This is a genomic window from Streptomyces sp. NPDC093225 (assembly GCF_044753805.1).
GTDB lineage: Bacteria > Actinomycetota > Actinomycetes > Streptomycetales > Streptomycetaceae > Streptomyces.
This window is the reverse complement of the sequence record NZ_JBIVNX010000023.1, coordinates 112,970-128,763: the sequence shown is the minus strand read 5'-3', so window position 1 is coordinate 128,763 and position 15,794 is coordinate 112,970. Positions and strand designations below refer to the sequence as shown.

Below are 15,794 nucleotides of genomic sequence, written 5' to 3'. Positions count from 1 at the left end.
CGGGCCTTCGGCCTGGCCTTCGGCCACCCCAGGCCCGGGCCCGCCTCCGGACCAGCCTGCCATGCCCCGTCAAGCGCCTCCCCCACACACCACGGCGCGGCCTGCGGGGGCTTTGTCACGGCCCCCGGGCCTGCCTCCTGACCGTGCCGGGAGCTGCCCGCGGTGGCTTTGGCGGCTGAGCCGATCAGCGGGCTCGCACCGCCGTGGGCGGGAGCGCGTTCGCTCCCGCCCCGGGGTGGCTCAGCGGCTGTCGACCAGTCGGAATCGGATGCCGGCCGCCCGCAGTCGTGCGATGAGGGCGTCGCCCATCGCCACCGCCGGCGTCAACTGTCCGGCCCGGTCGGGTAGTTCGTCGTACGCGAGGCTCAGCGCCGACTCCGCGAGGATCTTCGCCGTCTCGCCGTAGCCGGGATCGCCTCCGGACACCTCGGTGAAGACCCGGCGGCCGCCGCCCTCGCCGACGAACCGGACCGTGAACCAGCTGCGGGCGCGGCGCTCCGCGTCCGGTCCCCGGCCAGGTTCGTAACGGGCCATCAGCCACTCGCGCACCGCGGCCACTTGGGCCAGTGCCACGGTGGCGCCGACCACTGCCGTGCCGGCGAGCGCGACCGGCAGCCACTTCACGGACGCGTAGTGGCGGTAGCGGAAGTCCGGGCCGTACCGCTCCAGCGCGGCGGCCGAGCGTGCCACGACCTTCGGGTCGATCGTCGGCAGGGGGAGCGCCCAGGTGCCGGTCTCCCGGCTCAGGCGCGGAGCGCCCAGGGGTGCGCGGGCCCGGCGGCCGAGCAGGCGGGGCTCGTGCAGGCGGCGGTCGCGGGCCGCCCTGGCGCCCTGGGGGCCGCGGCTCATGATGGTCAGAGCCGAGGCCAGCGTCCCGCCGGAGAAGACCGCGTTGGAGCGCACGAACCCGTCCACCCGCAGCGGCACCCCTTCGGGCAGTTGTTGCACGGTGAAGTACGCGCCCAGGTCGTGCGGTACGGAGTCGAAGCCGCACGCGTGGACGAGGCGGGCGCCGGTCTCGCGGGCCCGGGCGTCGTGCTCGACGTACGTCCGGTCCACGAACTCCGGCTCGCCGGTCAGGTCGCAGTAGTCCGTGCCCGCCTCGGCGCAGGCGGCCACGAGCTCCTGCCCGTACAGGACGTACGGGCCCACGGTCGTGGCCACCACGCGGGTGGACCGGGCCAGCTCGCGCACCGCGCCGGCGTCGGCGGCATCGACCGTCAGCAGTGGCAGCTTCGCGCACTCCGGGTCGACGGCGGCGAGCTGCTCCCGCAGCCGCTCCAGCTTGGTCGTGCTGCGGCCGGCCAGCGCCCAGCGGCAGCCCGCCGGCGCGTGCGCGGCCAGGTATGCGGCGGTGAGCGCTCCGACGAAGCCCGTCGCGCCGAAAAGCACGACGTCGTACGGCCGCTCGGGCCCGTCCTGTCTGTTCATCCCCGATCCTCCCGGCTGGTGTCGGTGGCGAAGGCTAGCGTGGGCGCGTCCGACCGCGCGATCAGGGAGGTAGGCCGATGGCTCCGCAGACGGGGAACGCCGTGCGCAAGTGGGAGGAAGTGCGGGCATTCGCCCTCGGACTGCCGGAGGCGGTGCAGGAGTTCCCGTGGGGTCCGGAGGACTGCGTGGTGAAGGTCAACAAGAAGATCTTCGTGTTCCTGGGGAACGCGGACGGCCCGAACCCGCCCGGGCTGTCGGTCAAGCTCAAGGACGAGGCGCTGCACGGGCACGCCATGACCGCGCCCGGCGCGGAGCCCACCGGCTACGGGCTCGGCCGGGCGGGCTGGGTGTCGGTGCCGCTGGGCAAGGGCTCGCCGGCCGCCGAGGTGCTGTGCGAGTGGGTCGAGGAGAGCTACCGGTCCGTGGCCCTCAAGCGCCACGTCAAGGACCTGGACGCCCGCGCCCAGGGGTAGCGGGTGGCGCCCCGCGGGGCGGAAATTCGACTAAGCGCTTGCTCTTCCGGGGCTTGTGTTCGGTGGAACACGTTCCTAGCATCGCTGGTGTTACATCAGTTGTGTCACATAGTGGTGCCACATCTCCGACCACCTGGGGGCTCGATGGCAGTGGCAGGGAACGGCCCGCTCGCGGGCGTGCGCGTCGTCGAACTGGCCGGCATCGGCCCGGGCCCCTTCGCGGCCATGCTCCTGGCCGACCTGGGCGCCGACGTGGTCCGCGTCGACCGGCCCGGCGGCGCCGGGCTGGCGATCGATCCGGCGTACGACGTCACCAACCGCAACAAGCGCTCCGTCGTCGTCGACCTCAAGGCCGCGGACGGCCGGGCCCGGGTCCTCGACCTCGTCGAGCGCGCCGACCTGCTCATCGAGGGCTACCGTCCCGGTGTCGCCGAGCGGCTGGGCGTGGGCCCCGACGACTGCCGCGCCCGCAACCCGCGCCTGGTCTACGGCAGGATGACCGGCTGGGGCCAGGACGGCCCGCTCGCCGCCCGCGCCGGGCACGACATCGCGTACATCGCCGTCACCGGCGCCCTCGGCATGATCGGCGACCCGGACGCGCCGCCCGCGATCCCCGCCAACCTCGTCGGGGACTACGCCGGCGGCTCGCTCTACCTGGTCATCGGCCTGCTCGCGGCCCTGCACCACGCCCGGGCCACCGGCGTCGGCCAGGTGGTCGACGCGGCCATCGTGGACGGCACCGCGCACCTCACCGCCATGATCCACGGCATGGTCGCGGCCGGCGGCTGGCAGGACCGGCGCGGGGCGAACCTCCTCGACGGCGGCTGCCCCTTCTACGGCACGTACGAGACCTCGGACGGCCAGTACGTGGCGGTCGGGGCGCTGGAGCAGCAGTTCTACGACGAGTTCGTCGAGCTCCTCGGCATCAAGGACGAGGCCCCGGCCCGCAAGGACGTCGCCCGCTGGGGCGAGCTGCGCGAGGCCGTCGCCGCCCGCTTCCGGACCCGTACGCGGGCGGAGTGGACGGCGGTGTTCGAGGCCAGCGACGCCTGCGTGGCGCCCGTACTCTCGCTGCGCGAGGCCCCGCACCACCCGCACCTCGCCGCCCGCGGCACCTTCGCGGAGGTCGGGAACATCGTCCAGCCCGCCCCCGCGCCCCGCTTCTCCGTCACCCCGGGCGCGCTGCGGACCGGCCCCGCGATGCCCGGCGCGGACACCGCGTCCGTGGCCCTCGACTGGGGCGTACCGGGCCTGGTGGACGCCGGGGCCGCCGTCAGCGACGCCCCCTGAGCGGACCCCCGGACCGCAGGACCCACGACCGAGGACGAAGACGAAGACGAGGAGAAGGCCACGCCCATGGAACTGTCCATGCTGCTGGACTACGCCGGCGACCCGCGCCGGGCCGCCGACGCGGCGGCCGCGCTGGAGAAGGCCGGCCTCGACGCCGTCTGGGTCGCCGAGGCCTGGGGCTTCGACTCCCCGACGATCATGGGCTACCTGGCCGCCCGCACCGAGCGCATGAAGATCGGCTCGGCGATCGTCAACGTCTACTCGCGCACCCCCGCCCTCATCGCCCAGACCGCCGCCGGCCTCGACGCCCTTTCCGGCGGCCGTGCGCTGCTCGGCCTCGGCGCGTCCGGCCCGCAGGTGGTCGAGGGCTGGCACGGGAAGCCGTACGACCGGCCGCTCGGCCGCACCCGGGAGACCGTCGAGCTGTGCCGCCGCATCTGGCGCCGCGAGACCATCGACCACCACGGCATCACCGACATGCCCCTGCCGCCCGAGAAGGGCGGCCGGCACGGCAAGCCGCTGAAGATCCTGACCCGTCCCGTCCGCCGCGACATCCCCGTCTACGTCGCCTCCCTCGGCCCCGCGAACGTCCGCATGACCGCCGAGATCGCCGACGGCTGGCTGCCCACCCTCTTCGTGCCCGAGAAGGCCCGGCAGGTGTGGGGCGCGGCCCTCGACGAGGGCACCGCCCGGCGCGACCCGGCGCTGGGCCCGCTGCAGACCGTGGCCGGCGGGCTGCTCGCCATCGGCGAGGACGCGGCCGCCGCCCGGGACCTGGCCCGGCCGCAGATCGCCCTGTACGTCGGCGGGATGGGCGCGGTCGGCAAGAACTTCTACAACGACCTCGCGGTCGCCTACGGCTACGGCAAGGAGGCCCGCGAGATCCAGGAGCTCTACCTCGCGGGCCGCAAGCGGGACGCCGCCGCGGCCGTACCCGCCGAGCTCTGCGAGCTCATGAGCCTGTGCGGGCCGGCCGGCTACGTCCGCGAGCGCATCGAGGCCTTCCGCGAGGCGGGCGTCACGATGCTCAACGTCAACCCCGTGGGGCCCGAGCCCGCCCGCCTGATCGAGACCGTCAAGGGCTGGCTCCGGTGACCCGGCCGCCGGCAGCCCGTACGAACGCCCCGAGGGGGAGCGGATGAAGCGACAGATCTACACCGAGGACCACGAGGCGTTCCGCGAGACGGTGCGCACCTTCCTCGCCAAGGAAGTGCTGCCGCACTACGACCGGTGGGAGCAGGACGGCATCGTCTCCCGCGACGCCTGGCGCGCCGCGGGCCGGCAGGGCCTGCTCGGCCTCGCCGTGCCCGAGGCGTACGGGGGCGGCGGCAACCCGGACTTCCGCTACGCGGCCGTGCTGGCCGAGGAGTTCACCCGGGCGGGCGCACCCGGACTGGCGATCGGCCTGCACAACGACATCATCGGCCCGTACCTGACCTCGCTGGCCACCGAGGAGCAGAAGCGCCGCTGGCTGCCGGGCTTCTGCTCCGGCGAGACGATCTCGGCCATCGCCATGACCGAGCCCGGCGCCGGCTCCGACCTCCAGGGCATCCGCACCACCGCCGAGGACCGCGGCGACCACTGGCTGCTCAACGGCTCGAAGACCTTCATCTCCAACGGCATCCTGGCCGACCTCGTGATCGTCGTCGCCAGGACCACCCCGGAGGGCGGGGCGCACGGACTGTCGCTGCTGGTGGTCGAACGGGACGCACCGGGCTTCGAGCGCGGCCGCAACCTCGACAAGATCGGCCAGAAGTCCCAGGACACCGCCGAGCTGTTCTTCACCGACGTGCGCGTCCCCAAGGAGAACCTGCTCGGCGAGCTCAACGGGGCCTTCCTCCACCTGATGACCAACCTCCCGCAGGAGCGGCTGGCCATCGCGATGGCCGCGATCACCGCCGCGGAGCACCTGGTGGAGATCACCACCACGTACGTCAAGGAGCGGGAGGCCTTCGGCCGGCCGCTGGCCCGGCTGCAGCACATCCGCTTCGAGATAGCCGAGATGGCCACCGAGTGCGCCGTCACCCGCGCCTTCCTCGACCGCTGCATCACCGAGCACGCCGACGGCCAACTGGACGCCGTGCACGCCTCGATGGCCAAGTGGTGGGCCACCGAACTGCAGAAGCGGGTGGCCGACCGGTGCCTGCAGCTGCACGGCGGGTACGGGTACATGACCGAGTACCGGGTGGCCCGCGCCTTCACCGACGGCCGCATCCAGACCATCTACGGCGGCACGACCGAGATCATGAAGGAGATCATCGGCCGCTCGCTGCTGGGCTAGGCGACCGCCCCCCGGAGACGACCGCCCCGGAGCCGTCCCCCCCCTCTCACTTCTTCCGCACCCTCGCTCGACCTCCCGAAAGGCTTGACCAGTGAGCAGCGAAGCTTACGTGTACGACGCGATCCGCACCCCGCGCGGGCGCGGGAAGGCCAACGGCGCCCTGCACGGCACCAAGCCCATCGACCTCGTCGTGGGCCTCATCGACGCGCTGCGCGAGCGCAACCCGTCCCTGGACCCGGCCACCATCGACGACATCGTCCTCGGCGTCGTCGGCCCGGTCGGCGACCAGGGCTCCGACATCGCGCGCATCGCGGCGATCGCCGCCGGTCTGCCCGACACCGTCGCCGGCGTCCAGGAGAACCGCTTCTGCGCCTCCGGTCTGGAAGCCGTCAACATGGCCGCCGCCAAGGTCCGCTCCGGCTGGGAGGACCTCGTCCTGGCCGGCGGCGTGGAGTCGATGTCGCGCGTCCCCATGGCCTCCGACGGCGGCGCCTGGTTCGCCGACCCGATGACCAACTGGGACGTCAACTTCGTCCCCCAGGGCATCGGCGCCGACCTGATCGCCACCATCGAGGGCTTCTCCCGCCGCGACGTCGACGAGTACGCCGCCCTCTCCCAGGAGCGCGCCGCCACCGCCTGGAAGGAGGGCCGCTTCGAGCGGTCCGTGGTCCCGGTCCTCGACCGCAACGGCCTGACGGTCCTCGACCACGACGAGTTCATCCGCCCCGGCACCACCGCGGACTCGCTCGCCAAGCTCAAGCCGTCCTTCGCGGACATCGGCGAGCTCGGCGGCTTCGACGCGGTCGCGCTGCAGAAGTACCACTGGGTCGAGAAGATCGACCACGTGCACCACGCCGGCAACTCCTCCGGCATCGTCGACGGCGCCTCGCTCGTGGCCATCGGCTCCCGCGAGGCCGGCGAGCGCAACGGCCTCACGCCCCGCGCCCGCATCATCTCGGCCGCCGTGTCCGGCTCCGAGCCCACCATCATGCTCACCGGCCCGGCCCCGGCCGCCCGCAAGGCCCTCGCCAAGGCCGGCCTCACCATGGACGACATCGACCTCGTCGAGATCAACGAGGCCTTCGCCGGCGTCGTCCTGCGCTTCGTCAAGGACATGGGCATCGGCCTGGACAAGGTCAACGTCAACGGCGGCGCCATCGCGCTGGGCCACCCGCTCGGCGCCACCGGCGCCATGATCCTCGGCACCCTGGTCGACGAGCTGGAGCGCCAGGACAAGCGCTACGGCATGGCCACCCTCTGCGTCGGCGGCGGCATGGGCATCGCCACCATCGTCGAACGCCTCTGAACCCGTCCTGTATCCCACCCCAGGCACGCCACCGACACGGAAGTTGAGAACATGAGCGAGTCCACCACGATCCGCTGGGAACAGGACGAGACCGGCGTCGTCACCCTCGTCATGGACGACCCCAACCAGTCCGCCAACACCATGAACCAGGCCTTCAAGGACTCCATCGCGGCCATCGCCGACCGCGCCGAGGCCGAGAAGGACTCCATCCGCGGCATCGTCTTCACCTCGGCGAAGAAGACCTTCTTCGCCGGCGGCGACCTCAAGGACATGATCCGCCTCGGTCCGGAGCACGCCCAGCTGGCCTTCGACACCGGCACCGCCATCAAGCGCTCGCTGCGCCGCATCGAGACCCTCGGCGTCCCGGTGGTCGCCGCCATCAACGGCGCCGCCCTGGGCGGCGGTTACGAGATCGCCCTGGCCTGCCACCACCGCGTCGCCCTCGACGCCCCCGGTTCGAAGATCGGCCTGCCCGAGGTCACCCTCGGCCTGCTGCCGGCCGGCGGCGGCGTCACCCGCACCGTACGCCTCATGGGCATCGCCGACGCCCTGCTCAAGGTGCTGCTCCAGGGCACCCAGTACAACCCGCAGCGGGCGCTGGACAACGGCCTGGTCCACGAACTGGCCGCGACCCCCGAGGAGATGCTCGCCAAGGCCCGCGCCTTCATCGACGCCCACCCCGAGTCCAAGCAGCCCTGGGACGTCCCCGGCTACCGGATCCCGGGCGGTACGCCGTCGAACCCGAAGTTCGCCGCCAACCTGCCGGCCTTCCCGGCCAACCTCAAGAAGCAGCTGAACGGCGCCCCGTACCCGGCCCCGCGCAACATCCTCGCCTGCGCCGTCGAGGGCACCCAGGTCGACTTCGAGACCGCCCTGACCATCGAGGCCCGCTACTTCACCGAGCTGGTCACCGGCCAGACCGCGAAGAACATGATCCAGGCGTTCTTCTTCGACCTGCAGGCCGTCAACTCCGGCCAGTCCCGCCCCAAGGGCGTCGAGCCCCGCAAGGTGACCAAGGTCGCCGTCCTCGGCGCGGGCATGATGGGCGCCGGCATCGCCTACTCGTGCGCGAAGGCCGGGATCGAGGTGGTCCTGAAGGACGTCAGCACCGAGGCCGCCGCCAAGGGCAAGGCGTACTCCGAGAAGCTGCTGGACAAGGCGCTCTCCCGCGGCCGCACCACCGAGGCCAAGCGTGCCGAACTGCTGGCCCGGATCACCCCGACCGGTGACGCGGCCGACCTGGCCGGCTGCGACGCGGTGATCGAGGCCGTCTTCGAGGACACCGCGCTCAAGCACAAGGTGTTCCAGGAGATCCAGGACGTCGTCGCCCCCGACGCGCTGCTGTGCTCCAACACCTCCACGCTGCCGATCACCACCCTCGCCGAGGGCGTCTCCCGGCAGGCGGACTTCATCGGCCTGCACTTCTTCTCGCCGGTCGACAAGATGCCGCTCGTCGAGATCATCAAGGGCGAGCGCACCGGCGACGAGGCCCTGGCCCGCGCCTTCGACCTGGTCCGCCAGATCAACAAGACCCCGATCGTGGTGAACGACTCCCGCGGCTTCTTCACCTCCCGCGTGATCGGCCAGTTCATCAACGAGGGCGTCGCCATGCTCGGCGAGGGCATCGAACCCGCGTCCATCGAGCAGGCCGCGGCCCAGGCCGGCTACCCGGCCAAGGTGCTGTCCCTGATGGACGAGCTGACGCTGACCCTGCCGCGCAAGATCCGCAACGAGTCCCGCAAGGCCGTCGAGGCCGCCGGCGGCACGTGGACCGAGCACCCCGCCGACCGGGTCATCGACCGCATGGTCGACGACTTCGACCGCCCCGGCCGCAGCGGCGGCGCCGGCTTCTACGAGTACGTCGACGGCAAGCGCGACCGGCTGTGGCCGGGCCTGCGCGAGCACTTCGCCAAGCCGGGCTACGAGATCCCGTTCGAGGACATGAAGGAGCGCATGCTCTTCGCCGAGGCGCTGGACACCGTCCGCTGCTTCGAGGAGGGCGTCCTGACGTCCGTGGCCGACGCCAACATCGGCTCCATCATGGGCATCGGCTTCCCGGCCTGGACCGGCGGCGTGATCCAATACATCAACGGCTACGAGGGCGGCGTCGCCGGCTTCACCGCCCGCGCCCGCGAACTGGCCGCGGCCTACGGCGAGCGCTTCAACCCGCCGGCCCTCCTGATCGCCAAGGCCGAGTCCGGCGAGACCTTCACCGACTGACGGCCCGGCCCCCGGCACTCCGACGCGCCGCCGACCCCGACGGGTCGGCGGCGCGTCGGCGTTCGCCGCCGACAGGGGCGGAGGCCTCAACGCGCCGCCGGGTCCGCCGGGGTGAAGGCCGCGCGGAGTTCCTCGCGCAGCGAGCGTTGGAAGGCGGTGACCAGGGCCTGCACGACCATCGGCTGCATGTGGGCCGACAGGGACTTCATCGCCTCCACCTGCTCCGGGTCGTCCTCGCCCGCCGTGAAGGGGCTCCACACCTCGTCCCGGAACAGCCGCGTCAACTCGTGCGCCGCCGACCGGGCGTGCTCCAGCAGCACCCGCCGGGCGGCCAGGATCGTCCCGTGCGTGATCGGCACGTCCAGCAGGGCCACCCCGAGCCGCAGCAGCCCCAGCTCCACCCGGTACCCGTCGCCCGCCGGCGCCAGCACGTTCATCGCCGCCAGCCGCCGCACGTCCGTGTCGGACAGCGCCCGGCCGGCCCGCCTCTCCAGCTCCGGCCGGTCCAGCTGCTCGGCCGCGTCGGGCGCCCAACTCGACACCAGCGCACGGTGGATCGCCAGGTCGTGCGGGCTCAGATCGTCCGGCAGCGCGTCCAGGTACCGCTCGATCGCCGACAGGGTCATGCCCTGGTGCTGGAGCTCCTCGATCAGCGCCAGCCGGGACAGGTGCTCGGGCCCGTAGTGCCCGACCCTGCGCGGTCCGATCACGGGAGGGGGCAAAAGCCCGCGCGTGCTGTAGAAACGTACGGTGCGAACGGTCACCCCCGCCTTGGCCGCCAGTTCGTCGACGGTGAGCGCGGGCTCGGCTGCTGCCGGGGTGTTCATCGTTCCGCCTCGCTCTCTGATCCACGGCTTGGGTTCAACAGTATTGCTGTCGCACCAACGATGTGAAACGCCCAGGAGCTGCTGCCATGACGACGAACCTGGTACTGCCCGGACGACCCGACGCCCTGACCCTCCCCGCCCTCCTGCACCGCAACGCCGAGGACCACGGCGCCCTCCCCGCCCTCTCCTGGCGCGAGGGCCCCGGCTGGACCACCCTGACCTGGGCAGACGTACGCCGTGAGGTCGCGGTCCTCGCCTCCGGGTACGCCGCCCTCGGCGTCCGGCGCGGCGAGCACGTCCTGATGATGATGGGCAACCGCCCCGAGCACTGGCTCACCGACCTCGCCCTGGTCCACCTCGGCGCCGTCCCCGTCACCGTCTACGGCACCTCCGCGCCCGAGCAGATCGCCCACATCGCCCGCCACAGCCGCGCCCGCCTCGCCGTCGTCGAGGGCGCCCGCGAACTGCCCCGCTGGGAACCGCTGCTGGACGCCCCGGACACCCCGCTGGAACGGCTGGTGGTGGCCGAGGCCGCCGAGGCCGGCCCGCACCGCACGTACGGGGCCGTGCACGCGGCCGGCGCCCGCTCGTACCAGGGCACGGACGCCTTCGAGAAGGCCTGGCGCGACCTGTGCCCCGAGGACCCGCTGACCGTCGTCTACACCTCCGGCACCACCGGCGACCCCAAGGGCGTCCGGCTGACCCACCGCAACATCCTCCTGCAGTCCGTACGGCTGGACCGCCGCACCGACCTGCCCGAGCACGCCGAACACGTCTGCTACCTGCCCTTCGCGCACATCGCCGAACGGATCCTGGGCATCTACCTGCCGCTGCTGCGGGCCGCACACGTCCGGTTGTGCGCCGACCCGACCGCCGTGGCCGCGGCGGTGCGCGAGCTGCGCCCCGTCCAGTTCTTCGGCGTCCCGCGGGTCTGGGAGAAGCTCGCCGCCGGCCTGCGCGCCGCGCTGACCCAGCTGCCGGCGGCGCAGCAGGAGGCCGTGGAGGCCGCCACCGCGCTCGGCCGGACGCACGCCGGGCACCGCGAGCGGGGCGAGGAGGTGCCGGCGGAGCTGGCCGCCTCGTACACCGAGGCCCGCGAGCGCGTACTGGTCCCGCTGCTCACGCTGGCCGGACTGGACCGGCTGGTGTGGACGGCCAGCGCCACCGCGCCCATGCCGCTGGACGTCGTCCGCTTCTGGTCGGGCTTCGGCATCACGATCATGGACGCGTGGGGTCTCACCGAGACCTCCGGCGTCTGCACCGTCAACAGTCCGGACGGCTTCCGGCTCGGGTCCGTGGGCACGCCCATCGAGGGGCTGGAGCTGCGCGTCGCCGAGGACGGCGAGATCCTGGCCCGCGGCGCCACGGTCTTCGCCGGCTACCTGCGGCCCGACGGCGGCCTGGAGGGCGCGACCGACGCGGACGGCTGGTTCCCGACCGGGGACGTGGGCCGGATCGACGACGACGGGTTCCTGTGGCTCACCGACCGCAAGAAGGAACTCATCATCACGTCCAACGGCAAGAACGTCTCGCCCGCCCTGGTCGAGAACACCCTCAAGGAACACCCGCTCATCGGGCAGGCGTTCGCGCACGGCGACGGCCGCTCGTACCTCGTCGCCCTGCTCGTCCTCGACCCCGAGCTGGCCCCCGCCTGGGCCGCCGCCCGCGGCATCCGGGCCCACGACCTGGCGGAGCTGGCCGCCCACCCGGCCGTGCGCGACGAGGTCGAGCGGGCCGTCGCGGCCGCCAACGCGCGGCTCAACCGCACCGAGCAGATCAAGCGCTACCGGCTCCTCACCGAGGAATGGGGCCCCGAGACCGGGGAGCTCACCCCGTCGCTGAAGCTGCGCCGCCGGGTCATCAGGGACGTGTACGCGGACGCCCTCGACGCGCTGTACGAGTGACGCGGAATGGCCGGCCGGACGCTTCCCGGCCGGCCCCTCCGCTCACGCGATCGGAAGACCGTAGTGCGCCTTGAGGGAAGCGCGAGCGATGTTCGACTGGGCCTCTGGGTACGCCTCGCGCGCGAGGTCGGCGTACCTCTTGCGCACCTCGTCCGAGAGGTTGAGGGCTCGGAGGGATGAGGCCCCGGCCGTGCAGGCCGGGGCCCGAGGATCGCAGCCGGTGTACGCCCCCGGGCGAGGCTCGCTACTCGCCGGCGCCCATCACGGAGTCGCGCTTGTCGTACCAGCGCAGCGAGTCCCGGATGCCGTCCTCGATGGAGTACTCGGCCTTCCAGCCGAGGAGCTCGCGGGCGAGGTCCACGCGCGCGTAGGCGCCGGCGGAGTCTCCGGGCCGGCGGCCGGTCTCGACGATGGTCAAGGGCACTCCTGTGACGGTCTCGAACGCGGCGACCAGTTCGCGCACGGTGGTCCCGCGGCCGGTGCCCAGGTTGATGACGCGGTACGGGGCGGAGCGGGTCACGGCGTCGAACCGTTCGATGGCCTTGACGTGCGCTGACGCGAGGTCCCAGACGTGGACGTAGTCACGGACGCCGGACCCGTCGCGGGTGGGGTAGTCGGTCCCGGTGATGGAGAACGGCTCGCCCGCGTGGTGCACGTCGATCATCTTGCCGAGGGCGTGCGTGGGCGTGCGGACCTGGAGACCGGTGCGAAGCCGGGGGTCGGCGCCGATCGGGTTGAAGTAGCGCAGGGAGATCACGTTGAGTGTTCCGGCCGCGGCAACGTCGCGCAGGATCGTCTCGAACGTTGCCTTGGTACGGGCGTACGGGCTGAGGGTCTCGAGGGCGGATTCCTCGTCGACGGAGAAGTCCGATGGGTCCGCGTGGTAGATAGAGGCCGAACTGCTGAACAGGAGGTTTCGGCAGCCGTTCCGGACCAGGTGCTCGAGGAACTCGACGCCCTTGGAGACGTTCTCGCGGTAGTAGCCCAGCGGGTTGGCGACGGAGTCGGGCACGACGATCAGCGCGGCGCAGTCGACCGCGGCCGTGATGTCGGGGTGCTCGGTGAAGACCTGGTCGATCAGTGCCCCGTCGCTGATGTCGCCCTCGTAGAAGATGCGGCCGGCGGTGAACTCGCGGCGGCCTGTGGCGAGGTTGTCGAGGACGACGGGAGTGATGCCGTTGTCCGTGCAGGCGGAGGCGATGGTGCTGCCGATGAAGCCGGCGCCCCCCGCGATGAGTACCTTCAAGGGTCTGTTCCTCGTTCGTAGGTTCGGGTGCTGTCAGTTCAACCGGGTCGTCGGTATCGTCCCCGGGCCGTTCCGGCACGGGCCGAGGGCGGCGCAGCAGCTGCGCCGCCCGTGGGTGCTGCCGGCATGGTGCCTCAGGGCAGCAGGTGCGCGCGTACGGGTCGCCACTCCATTGCGTGGTGGATGGCCTGCGCAACGGTCAGCGAGGGCGACCAGCCGAGGAGGTCGGTGGCGCGGGCGTTGTCCATCGTGAAGCCGGCCACGTCGCCCGGGCGCGCCGGCGCCTCCTTGAGGTGGATGGTGTGTCCGGTTGCCGCCTGGAAGGCGTGTGCGAGTTCGCGCACCGTGGTGCCGGTGCCGCTGGAGATGTTCAGTGCCTGGTATGAGGCATCAGCGGTGACCGCGTCGAAGCGTCGGAGCGCGGCCACGTGGGCGGCAGCGAGGTCCCACACGTGGATGAAGTCGCGCAGGCCGGAGCCGTCCCGGGTCGGCCAGTCAGTACCCATGAGGGTGAACGGTGCGCCGTCCTCCGCGGCGGCGATGAGCCGACCGAGGAGGTGCGTGGGCCTGTCGGCCTGGAGGCCGGTGCGGAGGTGGGGGTCGGTGCCGATCGGGTTGGCGTAGCGCATGGCGATGGCGGACAGGCCCGTGGCCTCGGCGGTGTCCTTCAGGAACGCCTCGCACGCGGCCTTGGTGCGTCCGTACGGGCTGATCGGGTCGAGGGTGGCCGACTCCGGCACGGTGGCTGTGGTTGGCCCGTAGACGGCGGCCGACGAGGCGAACAGCATGCGCTGGCAGTCGTTTCGGAGCAGGTGCCCAACGAGGGAGATTGTGCCGACCAGGTTCTCGCGGTAGTACAGGAGCGGATCGGTGGTCGACTCGGGCACGGTGCTGAGGGCCGCGCAGTGGATCACTGCGTACAGGTCGGGATGATCGTCCGCGATCCGGTCGATGAGGGCCCCGTCGGCGATGTCGCCCTGGTACGCCTGGCGGTGGTTGAGGAACTCCACGCGACCGGTGGCCAGGTTGTCGAGGATGATCGGGGTGATGCCGTTGTCGATGCAGGCCGAGGCGATGGTCGAGCCGACGTAACCCGCGCCGCCAGTGATCAAGACCTTCATGCTTCGCCTGCCTCGTCGTGGTTGCTGGCGCATCGGAATCCGGTCTGGAAGTTGCTGTACTGGGGGTTACCGGCAAGGCGTTCGGCTGTCCGGCACTGGTAGCGGAAGTTCATCCAGCTGCCGCCCCGGGCGACCCGGTACAGGCCGGCGAGCTGGTCGTACAGCTCGCCGTACGAGCGGTCCGGGTCGTACGGCTGGTACAGGCTCGCTGTCCACTCCAGGGCGTTCCCTGCCATGTCGAGCACGCCGAACGGTGAGGCCCCGGAGGGGAATGCGGCGACCGGCGTGGTGGAGGGCAGGACGGTCTCGCTGCCCTTGCGGTGCCGCTGCCACCAGTCCTTCCAGCCGTCGCTCGCGGTGATCGGGCCGCGGTTCCAGTACTCGGCGCTGTTGCAGGCGTCGACGTCGAACACGTCGCCCCATGGCCATTCGTAGGCCTGCGGGCCGCGCGCGGCGTACTCCCACTCGGCCTCGGTCGGCAGACGCAGGCCTGCCCAAGCGGCGTAGGCGTCGGCGTCGGTGGCGCACAGGTGCACTGCGGGGTGGTCCGGCATGTCCCACCAACACGGCCCCACCGGGCCGGCCGGGTACCGCCAGCACGCACCTTCGGTCTCGTCCCAGAACCGCTCGCCGTACACGAGACCGAAGCCGCGTTCCTCGGCGTGGGTGCGGAACCCGGTGGCCTCGGCGAACGCGGCATATTGGGCGTTGGTGACGAGAGTGCGACTGATCCGGAAGGCAGGCAACTCGATCACTGTCCGCGGCGCCTCGTCCTCGAACCAGGCGCGGGGCAGGTGTTGCTCGTCGGCGATGCGGTCAAGCTGCCGTGTGGTCGTGCCGCGCCGGAGGCAGCCGGCCGGGACCACGAGCATCGACGGGGGCGTCGGCGTTGTCATTTCAGCCCCCTGCCATGGCTGGGATGACCATCACGGTGGCGTCTTCACCGATGGCGGTCTCCGCGGCGCTCTTGCCGGGGATCAGCTCACCGCCGAGAGAGACCGTGACCCAGCTCGCGACGGAGTCGCGTTCGGTGAACAGCCGCTTGCGGACGGGCGGGAAGAGATCTGCAAGGCTAGCGAGGGCCTCCATGACGTTGGCAGCGGTGACCGGCACGGTCTTGTTGCCGCCGGTCTCCAGGGTCCACGCCTGGGGTACCTGTACGTACGGCACGGCAGTCCAATCGGAGTCGGTTGGTGGTGCAGGGTTGGCGTCGTAGCCGCGGCCGGGGCGGGTGTCGCCCGGTGTTCCCGATCGGCGCGACGGTGGGAGGCCGGGGTCAGTGGAGATCCGCGGGATCCTTGTCCGTGATCGGACGGCACCTCGGGTCACCCGGCCTGTGCGCATACTGGTCCGGACGGGCGCCCGAGGCGGAGTCGGGACTGATCTCCCTTGCCTCGCCGCGGATGACTCGCTGGCAGTAGCAGCGGATGCACACGGGTTCCTCAGTGGATTCGCTGCCAGCAGCGTGAGGGGTCGTGCAGGAAGCCAACCCCGCCTTCGCACTTCCGGCAGTCAGACACGGTCGTCCCGAGGCGCTGGACCATGGGCACCTCCTGGGAGCACATCGGGCAGCGCAGCGTCGTACGCCGGCAGACGCCCCCGGGGTGGAGGAGCGAGGGCTGGACGTCCAGGCCGAGGCCCGTCACGAGCAGGTTGGCTGCCTCGGTTTCCATCTGAGCAAGACTGCGCCAGCCG

At 72.0% G+C, this 15,794-nt stretch carries 14 protein-coding genes; 7 read left to right on the top strand and 7 right to left on the bottom strand.

Annotation, left to right across the window (positions count from 1 at the left end; all coding sequences use genetic code 11):
* Positions 1-240 precede the first annotated feature (240 nt).
* Positions 241-1,431: a saccharopine dehydrogenase family protein gene (locus ACIQCH_RS21855; RefSeq protein ID WP_402583221.1), complete on the bottom strand. Its 1,191-nt coding sequence runs from the start codon at positions 1,429-1,431 to the stop codon at positions 241-243.
* 77 nt (positions 1,432-1,508) lie between these two features.
* Here ACIQCH_RS21855 and ACIQCH_RS21850 point away from each other — a divergent pair, with 77 nt between their 5' ends.
* From ACIQCH_RS21850 to ACIQCH_RS21825, 6 genes are all read left to right on the top strand, one after another.
* Positions 1,509-1,904 carry an MmcQ/YjbR family DNA-binding protein gene (locus tag ACIQCH_RS21850; RefSeq protein WP_030208663.1) on the top strand — a complete coding sequence of 132 codons (396 nt, stop codon included), beginning with the start codon at positions 1,509-1,511 and terminating at the stop codon, positions 1,902-1,904.
* Positions 1,905-2,048: 144 nt separating this feature from the next.
* The gene (locus ACIQCH_RS21845; protein WP_402583219.1) at positions 2,049-3,194 is read left to right on the top strand and encodes a CaiB/BaiF CoA transferase family protein; all 1,146 of its coding nucleotides are present in this window, start codon (positions 2,049-2,051) and stop codon (positions 3,192-3,194) included.
* Between the two features lie 66 nt (positions 3,195-3,260).
* Positions 3,261-4,289, top strand: coding sequence for an LLM class F420-dependent oxidoreductase (locus tag ACIQCH_RS21840; protein WP_402583217.1), 1,029 nt, complete (start codon positions 3,261-3,263; stop codon positions 4,287-4,289).
* 43 nt (positions 4,290-4,332) lie between these two features.
* The gene (locus tag ACIQCH_RS21835; protein ID WP_402583215.1) at positions 4,333-5,475 is read left to right on the top strand and encodes an acyl-CoA dehydrogenase family protein; all 1,143 of its coding nucleotides are present in this window, start codon (positions 4,333-4,335) and stop codon (positions 5,473-5,475) included.
* A gap of 91 nt (positions 5,476-5,566) precedes the next feature.
* Positions 5,567-6,781, top strand: coding sequence for an acetyl-CoA C-acetyltransferase (locus tag ACIQCH_RS21830; RefSeq protein WP_402583213.1), 1,215 nt, complete (start codon positions 5,567-5,569; stop codon positions 6,779-6,781).
* Between the two features lie 51 nt (positions 6,782-6,832).
* On the top strand, positions 6,833-9,001 hold the full coding sequence (locus ACIQCH_RS21825) for a 3-hydroxyacyl-CoA dehydrogenase NAD-binding domain-containing protein (protein WP_402583211.1): 2,169 nt from the start codon (positions 6,833-6,835) through the stop codon (positions 8,999-9,001).
* An 86-nt stretch (positions 9,002-9,087) separates the two neighbouring features.
* Here the strand turns inward: ACIQCH_RS21825 and ACIQCH_RS21820 are convergent, their stop codons facing one another.
* Positions 9,088-9,828, bottom strand: coding sequence for a MerR family transcriptional regulator (locus ACIQCH_RS21820; RefSeq protein ID WP_402583209.1), 741 nt, complete (start codon positions 9,826-9,828; stop codon positions 9,088-9,090).
* An 86-nt stretch (positions 9,829-9,914) separates the two neighbouring features.
* On the opposite strand from ACIQCH_RS21820, the gene ACIQCH_RS21815 reads away from it, so the two are divergent.
* Positions 9,915-11,732, top strand: coding sequence for an AMP-dependent synthetase/ligase (locus tag ACIQCH_RS21815; protein WP_402583207.1), 1,818 nt, complete (start codon positions 9,915-9,917; stop codon positions 11,730-11,732).
* Between the two features lie 244 nt (positions 11,733-11,976).
* Here the strand turns inward: ACIQCH_RS21815 and galE (ACIQCH_RS21810) are convergent, their stop codons facing one another.
* The 5 genes from galE (ACIQCH_RS21810) to ACIQCH_RS21790 form a co-directional block, all read right to left on the bottom strand.
* Complete coding sequence (gene galE / locus ACIQCH_RS21810) at positions 11,977-12,978, bottom strand: UDP-glucose 4-epimerase GalE (RefSeq protein ID WP_402583205.1); 1,002 nt, start codon at positions 12,976-12,978, stop codon at positions 11,977-11,979.
* A gap of 134 nt (positions 12,979-13,112) precedes the next feature.
* The gene (gene galE / locus ACIQCH_RS21805) at positions 13,113-14,099 is read right to left on the bottom strand and encodes a UDP-glucose 4-epimerase GalE (RefSeq protein ID WP_402583203.1); all 987 of its coding nucleotides are present in this window, start codon (positions 14,097-14,099) and stop codon (positions 13,113-13,115) included.
* A complete protein-coding gene (locus ACIQCH_RS21800; RefSeq protein WP_402583201.1) occupies positions 14,096-14,995 on the bottom strand; it encodes a formylglycine-generating enzyme family protein in 900 nt (299 codons plus the stop codon). Before ACIQCH_RS21800 ends, galE (ACIQCH_RS21805) begins: the two co-directional genes overlap by 4 nt.
* 1 nt (position 14,996) lies before the next feature.
* Positions 14,997-15,269, bottom strand: coding sequence for a hypothetical protein (locus ACIQCH_RS21795; protein WP_402583199.1), 273 nt, complete (start codon positions 15,267-15,269; stop codon positions 14,997-14,999).
* Between the two features lie 272 nt (positions 15,270-15,541).
* Positions 15,542-15,772, bottom strand: coding sequence for a hypothetical protein (locus tag ACIQCH_RS21790; protein ID WP_402583197.1), 231 nt, complete (start codon positions 15,770-15,772; stop codon positions 15,542-15,544).
* Positions 15,773-15,794: the final 22 nt, after the last annotated feature.